The organism is Streptomyces thermocarboxydus (assembly GCF_024760485.1).
Taxonomy (GTDB): domain Bacteria; phylum Actinomycetota; class Actinomycetes; order Streptomycetales; family Streptomycetaceae; genus Streptomyces; species Streptomyces cellulosae.
On record NZ_CP058273.1, the window covers coordinates 4523567 to 4541062 of the forward strand.

Annotated in this window: 16 protein-coding genes and 1 pseudogene; 5 read left to right on the top strand and 12 right to left on the bottom strand. The window is 72.3% G+C overall.

From position 1 onward, the window contains the following. Positions 1–178 precede the first annotated feature (178 nt). Both AY578_RS20965 and AY578_RS20970 read left to right on the top strand, forming a co-directional pair. Entirely contained in the window at positions 179–1165 is a 987-nt protein-coding gene (locus AY578_RS20965; protein WP_161106947.1) for an efflux ABC transporter ATPase subunit, DrrA-related, read from the top strand. After that, a complete protein-coding gene (locus tag AY578_RS20970) occupies positions 1162–2007 on the top strand; it encodes an ABC transporter permease (protein ID WP_019526003.1) in 846 nt (281 codons plus the stop codon). Before AY578_RS20965 ends, AY578_RS20970 begins: the two co-directional genes overlap by 4 nt. Before the next feature lie 57 nt (positions 2008–2064). On the opposite strand, the gene greA is transcribed toward AY578_RS20970, so the two are convergent. Further along, on the bottom strand, positions 2065–2562 hold the full coding sequence (gene greA / locus AY578_RS20975) for a transcription elongation factor GreA (protein WP_019526004.1): 498 nt from the start codon (positions 2560–2562) through the stop codon (positions 2065–2067). A 168-nt stretch (positions 2563–2730) separates the two neighbouring features. Continuing rightward, complete coding sequence (locus tag AY578_RS20980) at positions 2731–3129, bottom strand: DUF4307 domain-containing protein (RefSeq protein WP_019526005.1); 399 nt, start codon at positions 3127–3129, stop codon at positions 2731–2733. Positions 3130–3277: 148 nt separating this feature from the next. Here AY578_RS20980 and mca point away from each other — a divergent pair, with 148 nt between their 5' ends. Both mca and AY578_RS20990 read left to right on the top strand, forming a co-directional pair. Beyond that, positions 3278–4159, top strand: a complete 882-nt coding sequence (gene mca, locus AY578_RS20985) for a mycothiol conjugate amidase Mca (protein WP_019526006.1) — start codon at positions 3278–3280, stop codon at positions 4157–4159. Further along, the gene (locus AY578_RS20990; RefSeq protein WP_037778951.1) at positions 4152–4394 is read left to right on the top strand and encodes a hypothetical protein; all 243 of its coding nucleotides are present in this window, start codon (positions 4152–4154) and stop codon (positions 4392–4394) included. Before mca ends, AY578_RS20990 begins: the two co-directional genes overlap by 8 nt. A gap of 94 nt (positions 4395–4488) precedes the next feature. Here the strand turns inward: AY578_RS20990 and AY578_RS20995 are convergent, their stop codons facing one another. Continuing rightward, entirely contained in the window at positions 4489–7689 is a 3201-nt protein-coding gene (locus tag AY578_RS20995) for an ATP-binding protein (RefSeq protein WP_136239703.1), read from the bottom strand. Positions 7690–7869: 180 nt separating this feature from the next. On the opposite strand from AY578_RS20995, the gene AY578_RS21000 reads away from it, so the two are divergent. Further along, positions 7870–9903, top strand: a complete 2034-nt coding sequence (locus tag AY578_RS21000; RefSeq protein ID WP_168713501.1) for a thioredoxin domain-containing protein — start codon at positions 7870–7872, stop codon at positions 9901–9903. 95 nt (positions 9904–9998) lie between these two features. Here AY578_RS21000 and AY578_RS21005 read toward each other — a convergent pair whose 3' ends face one another. The 9 genes and pseudogenes from AY578_RS21005 to AY578_RS21045 all read right to left on the bottom strand — a co-directional run. Beyond that, positions 9999–11837 (bottom strand): ABC transporter ATP-binding protein, encoded by a 1839-nt coding sequence (locus tag AY578_RS21005; protein WP_136239705.1) that lies wholly within the window; start codon positions 11835–11837, stop codon positions 9999–10001. Positions 11838–11925: 88 nt separating this feature from the next. Further along, positions 11926–12123 carry an LxmA leader domain family RiPP gene (locus AY578_RS21010; RefSeq protein WP_136239706.1) on the bottom strand — a complete coding sequence of 66 codons (198 nt, stop codon included), beginning with the start codon at positions 12121–12123 and terminating at the stop codon, positions 11926–11928. A 286-nt stretch (positions 12124–12409) separates the two neighbouring features. Continuing rightward, entirely contained in the window at positions 12410–13696 is a 1287-nt protein-coding gene (locus tag AY578_RS21015; RefSeq protein ID WP_136239707.1) for a M16 family metallopeptidase, read from the bottom strand. Next, the gene (locus AY578_RS21020) at positions 13693–14967 is read right to left on the bottom strand and encodes a M16 family metallopeptidase (protein WP_136239708.1); all 1275 of its coding nucleotides are present in this window, start codon (positions 14965–14967) and stop codon (positions 13693–13695) included. Before AY578_RS21020 ends, AY578_RS21015 begins: the two co-directional genes overlap by 4 nt. A 121-nt stretch (positions 14968–15088) precedes the next feature. After that, positions 15089–15286 carry an LxmA leader domain family RiPP gene (locus tag AY578_RS21025; RefSeq protein ID WP_136239709.1) on the bottom strand — a complete coding sequence of 66 codons (198 nt, stop codon included), beginning with the start codon at positions 15284–15286 and terminating at the stop codon, positions 15089–15091. A 135-nt stretch (positions 15287–15421) separates the two neighbouring features. Further along, complete coding sequence (locus AY578_RS21030; protein ID WP_215048017.1) at positions 15422–15619, bottom strand: LxmA leader domain family RiPP; 198 nt, start codon at positions 15617–15619, stop codon at positions 15422–15424. A gap of 239 nt (positions 15620–15858) precedes the next feature. Then, entirely contained in the window at positions 15859–16128 is a 270-nt protein-coding gene (locus AY578_RS21035) for a hypothetical protein (RefSeq protein WP_136238404.1), read from the bottom strand. Positions 16129–16177: 49 nt separating this feature from the next. Next, positions 16178–16921, bottom strand: a complete 744-nt coding sequence (locus tag AY578_RS21040; protein WP_136238405.1) for a class I SAM-dependent methyltransferase — start codon at positions 16919–16921, stop codon at positions 16178–16180. Further along, positions 16918–17496: pseudogene (locus tag AY578_RS21045) on the bottom strand (hypothetical protein); the annotation flags it as partial. The pseudogene AY578_RS21045 and the gene AY578_RS21040, both read right to left, overlap by 4 nt.

The window sequence follows — 17496 nt, forward strand, 5'->3', positions numbered from 1 at the left end:
AGCGGCTTCACCCCTTCGGGTAATCCCATTGAGAGACGCGATACATCGCGTTATGGTGTGTGCTCTGTCACGGCGTGGCCGTCGGCGACCCCCGGCGTCCTGCCCGGGGCGGCGCCCGGCGCATGCCGGCACACAAACCTAGGCTTTTCCGAAGAATCACGATGACGTGGAGATTCATATGCCAGGTGCCATCCAAGCCGAAGGTCTGGTGAAGACCTTCGGAGACGTCAAGGCACTGGACGGCGTCGACCTCGAGGTCCCGGAGGGGACCGTCCTGGGGCTGCTCGGGCCGAACGGCGCGGGCAAGACCACCACCGTCCGCTGCCTCACCACGCTGCTGCGTCCCGACAGCGGCCGGGCCGTCGTCGCCGGGATCGACGTGCTGAAGGACCCCGACGCCGTGCGCCGTTCGATCGGCCTCTCCGGTCAGTTCGCCGCCGTCGACGAGTACCTCACCGGCCGGGAGAACCTCCAGATGGTCGGCCAGCTCTACCAGATGAAGGCCAAGGCCGCCCGGGCCCGCGCGGACGAGCTGCTGGAGCAGTTCCACCTCGCGGACGCGGCCGACCGCACGGCGAAGACCTACTCCGGCGGCATGCGCCGCCGCCTCGACCTGGCCGCCGCCCTGGTCGTCTCCCCGCCCGTGATGTTCATGGACGAGCCGACGACCGGACTCGACCCGCGCAACCGCCAGCAGCTCTGGGAGGTGATCAAGGACCTCGTCTCCGGCGGCACCACCCTGCTGCTCACCACGCAGTACCTGGAGGAGGCCGACCACCTGGCGCACGACATCGCGGTCGTCGACCACGGCAAGGTCATCGCCCAGGGCACCTCCGACCAGCTCAAGGCCCGCACCGGCGGCGAGCGCGTCGAGGTCGTCGTGCACGAGCGCGAGCACATCCGCACCGCGGCCGCCCTCCTCGACAAATACAGCCTGCGCGGCCTCGGCCAGGGGGACACCACGGTCGAGGAGCACATGCGCAAGATCACCACGCCGGTCTCCGGCGGGGCCAAGCTGCTCGCCGAGGTCATCCGCGAGCTCGACACCGAGGGCATCGAGATCGACGACATCGGCCTGCGCCGCCCCACCCTCGACGACGTGTTCCTCTCCCTCACCGGCCATGCCGCCGAGTCCGAGCTGTCCGACGAGGAGGCCGCGAAGTGAGTGCCGTCACCGAATCCGTGCGGATCGCGTCCCACGGGAACGCGTTCACCCGCTCCGTCCGCGACTCGCTGGTCGTCGCCAAGCGCAACCTGATCCGTATGATGCGCATCCCCGAAGTGGTCATCTTCGGGCTGATCCAGCCGATCATGTTCGTGGTGCTGTTCTCGTACGTGTTCGGCGGCTCGCTGGACGTCGGCGGCTCCACCAGCCCACAGGTCTACCGCGAGTTCCTGATGGCCGGCATCTTCGCCCAGACCGTCACCTTCGCCACGGCGGGCGCCGGCGCGGGCATCGCCGAGGACATGCACAAGGGGCTCATCGACCGCTTCCGCTCCCTGCCGATGGCACGCGGCGCGGTGCTCACCGGCCGCACCCTCGCCGACATGGTGCAGACGGCGCTCACCCTGCTCGTGCTCGCGATCGTCGCCCTGCTGGTCGGCTGGCGCACGCACACCAGCGTCGGCGAGGTGCTCGGCGCGTTCGGCCTGCTGCTGCTCACCGGGTACGCGTTCACCTGGATCGGCGCGGTCATCGGCCTGTCGGTGCGCACCCCCGAGGCGGCCACCTCCGGCGGCCTGGTCTGGCTGTTCCCGGTCACGTTCGTGTCGAACGCGTTCGTGGACTCCAGCAACATGACGCCCTGGCTGCGGCACATCGCGGACTGGAACCCGTTCAGCGCCACCGTCCAGGCCTGCCGCGAGCTGTTCGGCAACCCGGGCGTGTCCACCTCGGACGCCTGGCCGATGCAGCACGCGGTGTGGGCGTCGGTGATCTACTCGGTGCTGATCATCGCGATCTTCCGCACCCTGGCCGTGCGCAAGTACCGCTCGGCCGCGGCATGACGAAGCCCCCGGCGCTCAGGGCGCCGGGGGCCCGTGGGGACTGCGTGCGGCGGCGGGTCAGCCGTTGTACGGCTCGGCCTTGAGGATCGTCACCGAGGCCTTCTTGCCGTTCGGCAGCTCGTACTCGGCGTCCTCGCCGACCTTGTGGCCCATCACGCCGGACCCCAGCGGGGACTGCGGCGAATAGGTCTCGATGTCGGAGCTCGCGTACTCGCGGGAGGCGAGCAGGAAGGTCAGCGTGTCGTCCTCGTCGCCGTCGAAGGCGATCGTCACGACCATGCCGGGCGCCACCGCTCCGTCGGACGCCGGCGGAGTGCCCACCTTGGCGTTCTCCAGGAGCTGGGTCAGCTGGCGCACACGGAGCTCCTGCTTGCCCTGCTCCTCCTTGGCCGCGTGGTACCCGCCGTTCTCACGCAGGTCGCCCTCCTCACGCGCGGCGGCGATCTTGGCGGCGATCTCCGTGCGCGCGGGACCAGTAAGGTACTCAAGCTCGTCCTTGAGCTTGTTGTACGCCTCCTGGGTCAGCCAGGTGACGTTCTCGCTGGTCTGGGTCACAGGTGCTCCTCGTAGGTACTGGGAATACAAAGCATCGCCCTACCCAGAAGGATGGTCCCCCAGGGACGGGCGAAACCACGAGCCTAACAATTCAGTGCCCGCAGGGGGAGGACATAAGCCACTGTTCTCCCGACAGCGCAGGTCAGTGGCCGGGTATTCCCCGCCCGCTCATTCGGCGTGACAGCCGACGAGCTCCGCGCTGGATCCGGGGGAGGTGGTGCGCAGCGTGACCACCTGGTCGATGCGGGTGGCGTCGCCGTCGAAGCGGAAGTCGGCCCTGCCGACCTCGGCGCCGTCCGCGGCCTGGGAGCGCACGGTGCAGTAGCCCACGACCCCGGCGTCCTTGTGCACCTCCAGATGCACCTTCACCGCGTCCTCGCCGGTCTCGAAGCGGATCAGCTCGGCGCTGATCTCGTTCTGCGCGACGTAGTGGTAGCCGAACCAGCCGATCATGGCCGTGAACAGGACGGCGAGCACAGCGCCGACGATCTTGAGGGTGCGGTCGGCACGCTGGTCCGAGGAGCGGCCGTAGCGGCCCTCGGGCAGCCGCGTGCTCGACGTACTCATGATCGTCTCCTCGGAAGGAAGGGACCGGCGTCCCCGGTCCGTCCCCGGGAGCGGCGCTCCGGAATTTTTCGCCCCCCGGTTCCGTCACTATAGAAGCCTGCGACTGCGCCGCCGCACACAGGGCGCCCAACGACTTGAGGATTGAGTCTTGACCGACAAGCTGCGACTGATGGCCGTGCACGCCCACCCCGACGACGAGTCGAGCAAGGGCGCGGCCACCATGGCGAAGTACGTGTCCGAGGGGGTGGACGTGCTGGTCGTGACCTGCACGGGCGGGGAGCGCGGCTCCATCCTCAACCCCAAGCTTCAGGGGGACCCGTACATCGAGGAGCACATCCACGAGGTGCGCAAGAAGGAGATGGACGAGGCCCGCGAGATCCTCGGCGTGAAGCAGGAGTGGCTGGGCTTCGTCGACTCGGGCCTGCCCGAGGGCGACCCGCTGCCGCCGCTGCCGGAGGGCTGCTTCGCCCTGCAGGACGTGGACAAGGCGGCGGGCGAGCTGGTGCGCAAGATCCGCTCCTTCCGGCCGCAGGTGATCACCACCTACGACGAGAACGGCGGCTACCCGCACCCGGACCACATCATGACCCACAAGATCACGATGGTGGCGTTCGAGGGCGCGGCGGACACCGAGAAGTACCCGGAGGACGAGTTCGGCCCGGCGTACCAGCCGCTGAAGCTGTACTACAACCAGGGCTTCAACCGGCCCCGCACCGAGGCGCTGCACAACGCGATGCTGGAGCGCGGGCTCGAGTCGCCGTACGGGGACTGGCTGAAGCGGTGGGACGAGTTCGAGCGCAAGGAGCGCACGCTCACCACGCATGTGCCGTGCGCCGACTTCTTCGAGATCCGCGACAAGGCGCTGATCGCGCACCGTACGCAGATCGACCCCGACGGGGGCTGGTTCCGGGTGCCGCTGGACCTCCAGAAGAAGGTCTGGCCGACGGAGGAGTACGAGCTCGCGAAGTCACTCGTGGACACCTCCCTCCCCGAGGACGACCTCTTCGCGGGCATCCGGGACAATGGCTGACATGAGCGCAAGCGCAAGCCTGGCAATGACCCACCTGGCTCCCCTCGCCAAGGAGTTCGACGAGAACAAGGTCACCCCCGGTGTCCTCGGCTTCGTCGTCTTCGCGGTGATGGCCCTGGCGGTCTGGGGCCTGATGAAGTCGATGAACCGGCACATGGGCCGCGTGAACTTCGCGGAGGCCGACGAGGCCGCCGTGGAAGGCCCCGCCTCCGACACCGGCAAGTCCACGGCCTGACCCCAGGCGCACAGACGCACGGCACCCGGCAGCTGCGCCGGGTGCCGGTTCCCGTGTGCCCGCGCCGGCGGGCGGGGCCGCCCCGCAGGGCCCTTCACGCGTCCAGTGGCACCGGCACCCCCATCACCTCCCGGGCGTGGCGCGTGGGGACCAGGCCCAGGTTCCAGGCCTGCCAGCCCGTGTCCAGGCTGACGCCCCGCTCCAGGAGGAGCTGGTAGGAGTCGACGCAGTCGGCGAGCTTGGGGTCGCGGGCCGGGTGGGGCGCGGCGGCCAGTTCCGTGAGTTCCTGCTGGGCCACCGCCGTGCCGACCTCCGTGCCGCCCGGCGCCGCGTACGGCAGGAGCGTGCAGCGTAGGAAGCGCGCCCAGTCCTCGCCGCGCCGGTCGCCGTACGAGGCGAACAGCGCGACCGCCTCGTCGCACAGCGCCAGCGCCTGCTGCGTGCGCGCGTTGCCCGCGTCGACGACCGCCAGCTCCAGGCACGTCCACGCCTCGCCGTGCGCCACCCCGATCCGCTGGAAGTCGGCGCGCGCGTCCACCAGCAGCTGCCGGGCGAACCCGGAGTTGCGCAGTGAGCCCGTCTGCGCCGCCCGCTGGTCGCGGGTGACCCGCGCCGAGTGGTGCCGGGCGCAGGCCAGGCCGTAGACGTCCCGCATACGGGAGAACATCGTGCGGGCGCGTTCCAGCTCGCGCACCGCGCGGTCCAGGTCGCCGCTCTCCTCCAGCGCCTGCCCCAGGTAGTACAGCGTCCATGCCTCGCCGCGCGCGTCCTCGTTGTCCCGGTGCCGGGCGGCGGCCCGGCGCAGCTCCTCCACCGCGGGAGAAGCGTCCCCGTCGACCAGCCGGGCCCGCGCCAGCTCGGTCAGCGCCCAGGCCTCGCCGCGCGCGTCCCGGGTGCGGCCGTACAGGTCGAGGGCGGTGCGCAGCTCGCCCTCCGCGCGCTCCACGTCCCCGCGCCGCAGATGCAGCTGCCCGAGCTGGAAGTGCGCCCACGCCTGTCCGTGCAGGGACTCGCCGGCACGGTGCAGCACCAGGGACTCGGTGAGCAGCTCCAGCGCCTCGGCCAGCCGGGCCCGGTCCCGCTCCACCGCGGCCAGCGCGTGCATCGTCCAGGCCCGGTCGGCGGCCAGCGCGTCCGACGCCTGGAGGTCCAGCGCCTCCCGCAGCCGCTCCGACGCCTCCGTCAGGTTGCCCTGGTGGTGCAGCGTGATGCCGAGCGAGGTCAGCGCCCGTGCCTGGCCCGCCTCGTGCTGCGCCTCCCGGTACAGGTCCACCACCGACGTCAGCGTGGTCCGCGCCGTGTCCAGCTCGCCGAGCTGCCGCGCCGCGATGCCCGTGCGCCACTGCACGGAGCGGACCAGCAGCCCCTCGTCGACGGCCTGCGCCAGCTCGTTGATCTCGCCCAGCCGGTAGAGGTCGCCGCGCAGCAGGCAGTAGTCGCACAGCGCGCCCAGCAGATTCAGCACCGCGCCCTGGTCGACGCCCTCGGCGTGCCGCAGCGCGGCGGTGATGAAGCTGGACTCGTCGTCCAGCCAGCGCAGCGCCTCGTCCAGCGAGGTGAAGCCGTACGGGCTGAAGCGGTCGGAGCGGGTCGACATGTTGCCGTCGACCAGCCGCAGCACCGAGTCGGCGAGCTCGGCGTAGTTGACGATCAGCCGTTCCTGCGCGGCGGCGCGCTCGTCGGGGTCCTCCTCGTCGAGGAGGCGGGCGTGCGCGAACGCCCGTACCAGGGCGTGCAGCCGGTACCGGCTGTGCCGGACCTTGTCGATCAGCCCGGCCCGGTGCAGCGCCTCCAGATGCCGGGTGGCCTCCGCCTCGTCGGTGGACAGCAGCGCCGCCGCGGCGGCCGCGCCGAGCGAGGCACGTCCGGCCAGCGCCAGCCGCCGCAGCAGCCGCCGTACGGTGTCGGGCTGGTCGGTGTAGCGCAGCCACAGGGCCCGCTCCACCGGCTCGACGGGCCCGTAGGCGCCCAGGTCGGTCGCGAGGGCGAGCGTGGAGCGCGGCCCGAGGGCGGCGCCGGCCAGCCGCAGCGCCAGCGGCAGGCCCCCGCAGAGCTCCCGCACCCGCTCCGCGGACTCGGCGTCGTACGGCCCGGAGTCGTCCTGCGCGGCGGCCGTCAGCAGCTCCTCCGCGCCGGCCGCGTCCAGCGGCTCCACCGGCAGCCGGTGCACCCGCGCGGGCAGGTCCTCGGGCAGTCCCAGCGGCGATCGGGAGGTGACGAGCACCAGGCTGTCGGAGCGCTCCGGCAGCAGCGTGCGGACCTGCTGCGGGTCGGAGGCGTCGTCGAGGACGATCGTGACGGGCGTGCCGGCCAGATGCTGGTGGTACAGCTCGCTCAACCGTTTGACCTGCTGGTCGGGCGAGGTCCGCTCGCGGAACAGCAGTTGCTCGCGGGGCGCGCCGAGCCGGTTCAGCAGGTGCAGCAGCGCGTCCCGCGTGGACAGCGGGGGCTCGCCGGAACCGTCGCCGCGCAGGTCGACCACGCAGGCCCCGCGGAAGTAGTCCCTCAGCTCGTGCGCGGCCCGCACCGCCAGCGTCGTACGGCCGCTGCCGGGCTCCCCGTGCAGCACGACGACCGTGGGCCGGGTCTCCGTGGCCGCGCGGGCCGACTGCACCCACTGCCGGATCCGCGCCATCTCCTGCCGCCGTCCCGCGAACGGGCCGTGCGGCTCCGGAAGCTGCCCGAACGACTGCTCAAGGACGCTTCTCCCGCGGGCCGCCGCGCTCTTGTCGGTGCCGCGCAGCCGCGGCCCGGTCCGCTTGGGCGCCGTGGAGGCGGCGAGGACGCGCTGCTGGTCGAGGAAGGGCCGGATGCCCCGGACCTCCAGCGCGGTCAGCCACTGCAGCCGCAGCTGCTCGACCCCGCCCGGCTGGCCCGCCGCGCCGGCGTGGTGGTGGGCGGCGGGGAGGTGCGACCCGGCGACCTTCACCACGGTCGCCGCCGCCCCGGCCACGCCGACGGCCACGCCCGCGCCCAGCGCGGTCCCGGTGCCCGTGCCGAACGCCAGGTCGGCGACCACCGCCGCGACGCCCGCGACCCCGGCCACCAGTAACGGCGTCCCGCCGCCCTCGCGCGCGTACCGCTGCCGGAACGACAGCCGGCCGGCCTCCGCCTCGTCCAGGGCGCGGGTGTACGCCTCGTACTCCTCGGCCGCCGTGCGCGCCATCGCGTCCAGCGCCCCCCGCGCCCGGGACAGCAGCACCTTCCCGTCGGTGCGCCCGCCCGACCGGCGCACCTCCTCCTCCACGGCCCGCGCCAACAGCCGTTCGGCGTCGGCCCGATGACCGTCCCTCATGTCCCGTCCCCCTCCGGCGGCGATCGTGTCGCTACGAGTGTCCTGCGGGAGAGGCCCGGGCGCGAGGGTGCGACGATCAACGGCCGCCCCGGCACCATCTCTTCACACGGCGGGGGCGCCCGACGGGCCGCGCCCCCGCCCGTCCCGCGCCGGGCGGAGGGAGTGCGCGAGGATGGACGTATGGCGAACCGACTTGCGCAGGCCACGTCCCCTTATCTCCTGCAGCACGCGGACAACCCGGTCGAGTGGTGGCCGTGGAGTCCCGAGGCGTTCGAGGAGGCCCGGCGGCGCGATGTGCCGGTCCTCCTCAGCGTCGGATACAGCGCCTGCCACTGGTGCCACGTCATGGCCCACGAGTCCTTCGAGGACCAGGCCACCGCCGACGAGATGAACGCGCACTTCGTCAGCATCAAGGTCGACCGCGAGGAGCGCCCGGACGTCGACGCCGTGTACATGGAGGCCGTGCAGGCGGCGACCGGGCAGGGCGGGTGGCCGATGACGGTGTTCCTCACGCCGGACGCCGAGCCGTTCTACTTCGGCACCTACTTCCCGCCCGCCCCCCGGCACGGCATGCCGTCGTTCCGGCAGGTGCTGGAGGGCGTCCGGCAGGCCTGGGAGGAGCGGCGGGACGAGGTCGGCGAGGTCGCCGGGAAGATCACCCGGGACCTGGCGGGCCGGGAGCTGTCCGTGGGCGGCGACGAGGTGCCCGGCGAGCAGGAGCTGGCGCAGGCGCTGCTCGGGCTGACCCGGGAGTACGACCCGCAGCGCGGCGGGTTCGGCGGGGCGCCGAAGTTCCCGCCGTCCATGGTGATCGAGTTCCTGCTGCGCCACCACGCCCGCACCGGCGCGGAGGGCGCGCTGCAGATGGCGGCGGACACCTGCGAGCGGATGGCCCGCGGCGGCATCTACGACCAGCTCGGCGGCGGTTTCGCCCGTTACTCCGTGGACCGCGACTGGGTGGTGCCGCACTTCGAGAAGATGCTGTACGACAACGCCCTGCTGTGCCGGGTCTACGCCCACCTGTGGCGGACCACCGGCTCGGAGCCGGCGCGCCGGGTGGCGCTGGAGACGGCCGACTTCATGGTCCGCGAACTGCGCACGCCTGAGGGCGGGTTCGCGTCCGCGCTGGACGCCGACAGCGACGACGGCACGGGCCGCCACGTCGAGGGCGCCTACTACGTCTGGACGCCCGAGCAGCTGCGTGAGGTGCTCGGCGACGAGGACGCCGAGCTGGCCGCGCGCTACTTCGAGGTGACCGAGGAGGGCACCTTCGAGGAGGGCGCGTCGGTGCTGCAGCTGCCGCAGCGCGACGAGGTGTTCGACGCGGCCCGCATCGACGGCATCCGGGAGCGGCTGCTCGCGGCGCGCGACCGGCGGCCCGCGCCCGGCCGGGACGACAAGGTGGTCGCCGCCTGGAACGGCCTGGCGATCGCCGCGCTCGCCGAGACCGGCGCCTTCTTCGGCCGGCCGGACCTGGTGGAGGCCGCCGTGGCCGCGGGCGACCTGCTGGTGCGGGTGCACCTGGACGAGCAGGCACGCATCGCCCGGACCAGCAAGGACGGGCAGGTCGGCGCCAACGCGGGCGTGCTGGAGGACTACGCCGACGTCGCCGAGGGCTTCCTGGCGTTGGCGTCGGTGACCGGCGAGGGCGTGTGGCTGGACTTCGCGGGCCTGCTCGTCGACCACATCCTCGCCCGCTTCCAGGACGCGGAGTCGGGCGCGCTGTACGACACGGCGTCGGACGCGGAGCGGCTGATCCGGCGGCCGCAGGACCCCACGGACAACGCCGCCCCGTCCGGCTGGACCGCCGCGGCGGGCGCGCTGCTGGGCTACGCGGCGCACACCGGCTCCGAGTCGCACCGTACGGCCGCCGAGCGGGCGCTCGGCGTGGTGAAGGCGCTCGGCCCGCGGGTGCCGCGGTTCATCGGCTGGGGGCTCGCGGTCGCGGAGGCCGTGCTGGACGGGCCGCGCGAGGTCGCGGTGGTCGGGCGGGGCACGGACGACCCGGCGACCGCCGAGCTGCACCGCACCGCCCTGCTGGGCACGGCGCCCGGCGCGGTGGTCGCCGTGGGCACGGAGGGCAGTGACGAGTTCCCGCTCCTCGCGGACCGCCCCCTGGTCGACGGCGCCCCGGCGGCCTACGTCTGCCGCAACTTCACCTGCGACGCGCCGACGACGGACGCGGACCGCCTGAGGGCGGCACTCGGAGGCTGAGTGGTGCGGGGAGCAGCCCCTGGCGGGGGCGGGGGAGTGACCTTTGCGCTGCGGCCGTCGCCCGGGAGTGCCGGCCGCACCGTCCGGAAAAGGGGTCAGCCCGCGCTGACGGCGGGCTCCAGGGGGGCCCAACGCTGGTTCTCGACCAGGTTCCGGTAGTACTCGCTGTCCTCCATGAGCTCGGCGTGCGTGCCGGCCGCGACCACCCGGCCCTCCTTGAGGGCCACGACGTGTTCGGCGTGCATCACGGTGGACATCCTGTGCGCGATGACAATCACCGACCGGTCACGGGCCAGTTCGTCGACGACGTCCCGCAGCCTCAGCTCGTTCACCGCGTCCATCTGTGAGGTCGGCTCGTCGAGCAGCAGGACCTCGGCGGGGCTCAGCAGGGCTCGCGCGAGGGCGAGACGCTGCCGCTGACCGCCCGAGAGGTCGGTGGCGCGGCCCAGTTCGGTGTCCAGGCCGTGCGGCAGGGCGTGCACGGCGTCGTGGAGATCCACCGACCGCAGCACCGTGGAAAGCCGCTCGTCGAGCTCCGCCGGGCTCTGTCCGGGCGGGGTGTCGAGTCCGAGGAGCAGGTTCTCCCGCACCGTACCCTCCAGCAGCGTGAAGGACTGGTCGACGTAGCCGAGCCGGGAGCGCAGGTCGTGCAGTGTCCAGCGGGTGACGTCGCGGTCCAGGACGCTCACCGTGCCCCGGTCGCTGTGGAGGAACCGCTCGACCAGGTGGAAGAGGGTGGACTTGCCCGCACCGGAGTGGCCCACGACGGCGGTCAGACCCCGCCGAGGTGCGCTGAAGGACACGTCGCGCAGCACCGGCCGGCCGTCGTAGGAGAAGGACACCCCGTCGAAGCGCACGGCAGTGGCGGCGCGAGCCGGAGCCGGCCGCCCGGCCGCGGCGGTGCCGGCGGCGTCGGGGGAGACGGTGTCGTCGGCCGCGGCGGGTTCCTCGCTCGGTTCCGTCGGCAGGGACAGCAGGTCCTCGAAGCGCGCTTTGGCGGCCAAGCCGGTCTGCAGTCGTCCGAACCCCATCACGATGATCGTGACCGGGCTGACCAGCTGGAGCAGGTACAGGATGAAGGCGATGAAGTCGGCCAGCGTCAGGGAACCGTGCGCGATCCGGGCGCTGCCCGCGATCACGATGCCGGCAAGGGCCACCTCCTGTCCGAGGGACATCAGCGGCAGGACCACCGACTGGAGGCGTGACGCGCGCAGCATCTCCGTGGTGAGGGCGTCGGCGTCCGTGGTCAGGGCCCGGGCGGTACGGCGCTCGGCCCGGTGCGCCTTGATGGTGAGCAGGGAGGCCAGCGACGTGGTGAACCGCTGCGCGAGCATGCCGGTGGCGATCTGGATGGACTCGTAGCGCTTGCGCACCCGCCGCAGGACGAACCAGATCGCGCACCCGGCCGCGGCGAAGGACGCGAAGGCGAGGAGGACCAGCAGCAGGTCCAGGAAGCCCATCAGCACGATCGTGCCGAGAGCGGTGACGACGGCCACCGGCACCTGCACCACGCCCGCGTCCACCACCGAGCGCAGGAGCATCGCGTCCGAGGTGATGCGGGCGACGAGGTTGCCCGGGCCGGCGGCGCGCACATCGGACAGCGGCAGCCGCAAGGAGTGCTCCATGACGCGGGAGCGCAGGCGGAGCACGAGCCGTTCGCCGGTGCGCGCCAGCAGGTAGCCGGAGAGCGAGGAGGCCGCCGCCGCGCCGAGCGCCAGCGGCACCATCCAGACCAGGACGCCGACGACCGACTCCTGTCGGCCGAGGACTTCGATGAGGTCTCTGACCAGCCAGGGAATGGCGAGGGTCGCGGCGGTCGCGGCGAGACTCAGTATCAGGGCGGCGCACACCGAGGCGGTGTTCTCCCGCAGCAGGTCACGAAGGACCCGCACGCCGGGCCGAGCGGGTGCCGAAGAGGTGGGGCCGGTCCTCATAGCGGGGTTCCTTCCGGGGAGGGGCGGGCGGAAGCGCCCGGCCGGCCTCTCGGATGCGGGGTGTACCGAGGGCCGGCCGGGCACCGGGTCAGCAGCCGGACGAGATGGTGTAACCGGCGCTGAAGCTGGCGGCACCGCCGATGGAGGCCAGGACGCTCTCGACGGAGACGATCGTGACCGTGGTGGTCGGGCTGATCGCCGGGGCCTCGGCCGTGGCGTCGGCGGCGATCTCGGCCGGGTCCGTGTAGGCGGTGTAGCCGGCGATGAGCTGGTCCGCGGTGTTCATGCTTCCTCCGTTGGGAAAGGGATGTGACGGGTGCATTTCTCTCATGGGCTCCGAGGCGCTTCCACCCCCTTTCTTTGGGGTGAATGCCGGACGTGCTGGGGAATCGGGCCGGGAAGAATCTTTACTGGCCCACTTCTCTCGGCCGGAAAGTTGGGCCGAGTTCATGGAAAGGGCGGAGTGTTCTCCGGACGGAAAAGGTTCGTGGGTGCACCAAAAGGGCCGGTGACGGCATTCTCGTGACGGTTCCGGTGGTGCTTCCGTCGAGAATGCCGATGCCGGCCCTGGGTCATCCGTGCAGGAACGCGTCCCCCCACGCCCCGGGTGCCCCGAGGACGACCCCGGTGAAGCGTTCCGGGCGGTAGAAGCGCCGGGCACACTCCACCACCTGCTCCACCGTCACCTCCCGGAGCAGGGCGGGGAAGGCGGACAGCCACCCGGGATCCAGTCCGCTGCCGAGCACGCCGATCAGTGCCGTGGCGAGTCCCGACTGTGAGGTCTGGCCGATGGAGGTGATTCCGGTCATGTGCTCCCGGGCGGCATCGATCTCCCGCAGGTCAGGTGGATCGGACACGAGGGCGCGCAGTTCCTGCCCCGTCGCCCGCAGGGAATCGGAAACCGTCGCGGGGTCTGTCGCATACGTGACGAGGACGGAGGTGTGCGGCAAAGAATCGTCGATGGTTGATTCGACGCTGTAGACGAATCCGCCGTCCTCGCGCAGCCGCCGCATGAGACGCGAGGAGAAATAACCGCCGAACAGGCAATTGACGATGCTCAGCGCGGGAAACACGGGATCGGTCCGGGCGGGAACGGGGGCCGCGAGCATCACCTGGGCGTGCCCCGCCGGGCCGGGACGGGGGACCCCGGCCGGCCCGTTCACCGACCAGGGCGGCGGGGACGCCGGTGGAGGTGGTCCGGTGTCGGGCCAGCCCGCGAAGGCGTCGACGGCCGCCCGGGTGTCACGGGGGGCGACGACCACCAGGTGGGACCCCCGCGGCCGGACGGCCGACGTGTGCAGCGCGACGACGTGTTCCGCGGTGACGGCCTGCAGGGCGGCGGCGTCCGGGTGCCGCGCGGAGCCGGGGAAGAGGTGTGCGTGCAGTGCCGCGTGCGCCGCGGTGAGGGGGTGGGTGTGCCGGTCGCCCGCGCGTGCGGCGAGCATGCCGGCCACCTGCTCGCAGTCCTCGCCGGTGATGTCGGGGCTGGTGACGCAGCGGGCGAGCAGGCCGAGGGCCCAGTCGACGGCGTCCACCGGGACGGAGGCGCTCGCGGCGAGCCGGCGTCCCGTCCACGAGACGGAGACGACCGAGCCCTCCCGGTGCGGGTCCTCGTCGATCCCCGCGGTGGCGCGGCGCGCGCAGTCCCGGGCCGTCAGCGCCGCCAGAACCTCGGCGGTGGCGGGGTCGACGGCGTGGGCGGGCATCGGCACGAACAGACGGATCTCCGCCAGGGGGACCGCGCCCGTGCGCACGGTGACCACCCGCAGGCCGTTGGCCAGGACCTCGTCGCTGTGGGGCGGGAGCGGGAAGGGACGGAACGGCCCCAGCGGGGGAAGCGCTGCGGGAGAGGTCGTCATGCGGGCGCCGCCTCCCGGGTGGTGCGCAGGTCCAGTACGGCACGGGGGGTGCTCAGCAGGCTCCGCGCGGCGGCGGCCACGTCGTCGGCGCCGGTCGCGGCCACTAGCCCGGGCAGGTCGTCGGCCAGCGCGGCCCGGTTGTGCAGCAGGGTGAACGCGCCGGTCTGGCGCGTCCGTTGGAGCAGACTGTCATGGCCGCGGGCGAGCGAGACACGGATCTGCGCCCGCGTACGCTCCAGTTCGCCGGGGGTGGGGCCCTGCCGCCCAAGGAGGCGCAGGACGTCGTCGGTCTCCGCCAGGACGTCGTCCGGAGAGGTTTCGGGACGCAGGGTGACCACCACGTGAAAGGTGTCCGGATCTCGTGCCAGGAGGGGGCCGAAGAATCCGCACGCCGACCGGACGGCGGCGGCCAGGCCGGTCTTCGCGACCAGACGGTGGGTCAGCAGGCCGCTGGCGGTGCCGGTCAGCAGCGCCGACAGCACCATGTGGGCCGCGTAGGCGGGCAGCCGGCGGGCCGGATCGGGCATCCGGTGGCCCAGCGCGAGCGCCGGCAGCGGGGCGTGACCGTCCTCGTGGGTGCCGGTGCGCGTGCCGGCCGGAGGCGGCTCCGCCAGGGACACGGGCGTGGCCGCCGGGCGGGGCGGAAGCGGCCCGAAGTGACGGCGCACCAGCTCGGCGGCCTCCGTCTCGTCGAAACCGCCGCTGACGGTGAGGACCGCCCGGGAGGGGGCGTAGTGCGTCTCGTGGAAGGCGGCGCACTCCTCGGGCGTCACGTCGTGCAGGCCCTCGATGTCCCCGTACCCGTTGTGGCCGTTGGCGTACGACGTGTAGAGCACCCCGGGCAGCACGGTCCACGGGAAACCGCCGTACGGACGTCCGGTGACCTGGGTCCTGATCTCCTCGCGGATCACGCGGAGCTGGGCGCGCAGGCCCTCCTCGGTCAGGCGCAGGCCCGCCATCCGGTCGGCCTCCAGGAACAGCAGCCGCTCCAGCGCCGCGGTCGGGGCGACCTGGTAGAAGTCCGTGTGGTCCTGGTGGGTCGAGCCGCCGGCGGTGCCCCCGGACCCCTGGACGACGGAGAAGTGCTCGCCGGGCGCGACGCGGCCGCTGCCCTGGAACATCAGGTGCTCGAAGAGATGGGCGAAGCCGCTGCGCCCCACGGGGTCGCCACGGAACCCGGTGCCGTAGTGCACGGCGACCCCGACGGCCGGGGCGTCGCCGCGGGCGTCGAGCACCACCCGCAGGCCGTTGTCGAGCGTCAGCTGCCGCACGGGACGTGCCCCTTTCGTGTAGGTGGTGGACGGGCGCCGGCGCGCCGCGCCCGAACCCGGACGACCGCCGGTCCGGCACCCCGCGCGAGGCGCCGGACCGGCGGCCGGAGATGACGTCGGGTCAGCAGCCGTTGCCGACGGTGACGCCGACGCTCATGCTGATGCCCGCGCTGCAGGCGTACGACGACTCGGCGATGGAGACGGCGATGGAGAGGGAGACGGGGCTGATCTCCGGGGCGCCGCCGTCCTGACCGGCAGCGATCTCGTCGGCCGAGGTGTACGCGGCGTATCCGGCCATCAGGGCGTCGGTGGTGTTCACTGTGACTCCTCTTGGGAAGTAATCGGCGGAAGTTTTTCCACCGTCGGTCGGGAATGTGCTCCGGGGGTCATGTCGACCCTCCGGTAATCCGGATCCGCGCCGGTCCGGAAGATATTCGATCCGCCGGCGAGCAGGTCAGCAGCCGTTGCCGACGGTGTAGCCGACGCTCAGGCTGACGCCCGCGCTGCAGACGTACGACGACTCGGTGATGGAGACGGCGATGGAGAGGGAGACGGGGCTGATCTCCGGGGCGCCGCCGTCCTGACCGGCAGCGATCTCGTCGGCCGAGGTGTACGCGGCGTATCCGGCCATCAGGGCGTCGGTGGTGTTCACTGTGGCTCCTCGCAGGAGAATCGAATCGGCGGAACCTTTCCGCCGGTCATGACTTTTCTATCCGGTTCCCGTCATCGAAATCCAGCGTCGAATTGCAAGTGGCTCACCGAATTCGAGGGGAAAGTTTAGCTCCGCTTTTCTCTGTGGAGGGCTCCGGAAAAGGGCATGCGAAAGCCCGGGAAGGCCGCCCGCTGTCGTTCTGCGAGGACGAGCCGCCCGCCCGGGCCGGGCAAGGGGCGTCAGGCAGCCGGCAGCTGCTCCACGTAGCGCTTCGCCAGCCGCAGCGACACCGTCGGGTGCGCGTCCCGGACGGCCTTGATCGCCGCCACGTCACCCCGCGTCCTGCGGACCTCCTGGACGTGCGCCTCGTCCACCTGCTGCCGGAACCCCTCGTACGAGCCGTACTGCCGGGTGAACGCCTGCGCCCGCTTCTTCGACGTACGGTCGCTGGCCACTCCCAGCACCGTGGTGATGCCGACGGCGACGGCGCCCGCGACTCCTTCAACCATGGGTGTCCTCCTTCTTCGCTTCCGGTACCGCGGCCCTCGCGGCTTCCGGCTACTCCGCCCGCTCGTAGACCGACACGTGGCGGGGGCTGGTCGCGGTGAACGGCTCCTTGCGCCATCCCGCCCAGCGCTCCACGAGCCTCAGTCCGGCCAGCTCGGCGAGCAGGTCGATCTCCAGGGGGAACGCGTACCGCAGCACATGCTGGGTGGTCTCGGGCGCTCCGCCGTCCAGGATGGTGTGCGTGGCGACCATGATCTGCTGCGACCGGTCGACCATGAGCGTGTCGAGCATGACGGCGTCGGGGCCGAGGAACCGCATGGAGAAGTCGGGCTTGGTCAGTACATGGTAGGGCGACGGGTCGAAGGCCTCCAGCACGAACCGGCCGCCTTCGGCCAGTTGATCCCGCACGTTGCGCAGGCAGTTGAGCTGCGCCTCGCGGGAGACGGCCACGAAGAACGTGTTCAGGACCAGGGTCACCAGAGGGAATTCGCCGCCCATGTCGAGCCCGGGCCGGGTGAAGTCCCCGAGCTGGGCCGTGACGCGGCTCTTCTCGTCCCGCTCGGCGAGCTTGGCGAGCATCGCCTCGGAGGCGTCGACACCATGCAGCTGGAAGCCGCGTTCGGCCATCGGCACGGCGATCCGTCCGGTGCCGATGCCCAGTTCGAGCACCTTGGACGCGGGCTCCACGAGGCCGGAGAGGAACTCCACCGCCGCGTCCGTGTCGAACCCGATCGGGTACATCTGCTCGTAGACGCTCGCCATCTTCTCGTTGTAGTGGGCGTTCTGTGCGATCACTGTTCCTCCGTTCCAGGGCCCGTGCGCCGCCCCGCGGGGGCGCCCGGAGGTCCTTCGATGGTCCCCATGGGGTGGTCGAGAAGCCCGGCGACGACGTCCAGGTACTCGGTCAGCTGGTCGCGCCAGCCGACGAACGCCGCGTAGTCGACGCCGTGGGCGAGGATGCGGAGCACCGCGGACCTGGCCACGGCGTCCAGATCGGGGCGCGTGTCCGCCGGCCCGTGCCGTGGGCCGTCGGGGTCCGGCGCCGTGGCGTAGCCGCTCAGCAGCGCCCGCGCCGCCGTCGCGCAGTGCTCGGCCGCGGCGCCGCCGGCCGGGCCGGTGAAGTGCAGGAGCCGGAACTCGGCGAGTTCCCCCACCGTCCAGCCCAGGTCGAACGCCGCGTGTCCGGTGGCGAGTTCCTCCCCGGCCAGCACGGTGCACGCGTCCCCGCCCGGCGAGGGGATCACCGAGCCGAGCGATACGCCCCCGAGCAGCAGGACCGGCCGTTCGCCCGTCCCGCCGGCGGCCACGTCCGCGCACCATTCACCGGCGCGCCGCATGCGGGCGCCGCCGAGCCGGGCCAGCGCCTCCCG

Bases quoted from the DNA above. Each gene is read 5' to 3' on its own strand.
- AY578_RS20965 (WP_161106947.1), top strand. From the start codon at position 179: ATGCCAGGTGCCATCCAAGCCGAAGGTCTGGTGAAGACCTTCGGAGAC.
- AY578_RS20980 (WP_019526005.1), bottom strand. From the start codon at position 3,129: ATGAGTACGTCGAGCACGCGGCTGCCCGAGGGCCGCTACGGCCGCTCC.
- AY578_RS20990 (WP_037778951.1), top strand. From the start codon at position 4,152: ATGGCTGACATGAGCGCAAGCGCAAGCCTGGCAATGACCCACCTGGCT.
- AY578_RS20995 (WP_136239703.1), bottom strand. From the start codon at position 7,689: ATGAGGGACGGTCATCGGGCCGACGCCGAACGGCTGTTGGCGCGGGCC.
- AY578_RS21000 (WP_168713501.1), top strand. From the start codon at position 7,870: ATGGCGAACCGACTTGCGCAGGCCACGTCCCCTTATCTCCTGCAGCAC.
- AY578_RS21005 (WP_136239705.1), bottom strand. From the start codon at position 11,837: ATGAGGACCGGCCCCACCTCTTCGGCACCCGCTCGGCCCGGCGTGCGG.
- AY578_RS21010 (WP_136239706.1), bottom strand. From the start codon at position 12,123: ATGAACACCGCGGACCAGCTCATCGCCGGCTACACCGCCTACACGGAC.
- AY578_RS21015 (WP_136239707.1), bottom strand. From the start codon at position 13,696: ATGACGACCTCTCCCGCAGCGCTTCCCCCGCTGGGGCCGTTCCGTCCC.
- AY578_RS21035 (WP_136238404.1), bottom strand. From the start codon at position 16,128: ATGGTTGAAGGAGTCGCGGGCGCCGTCGCCGTCGGCATCACCACGGTG.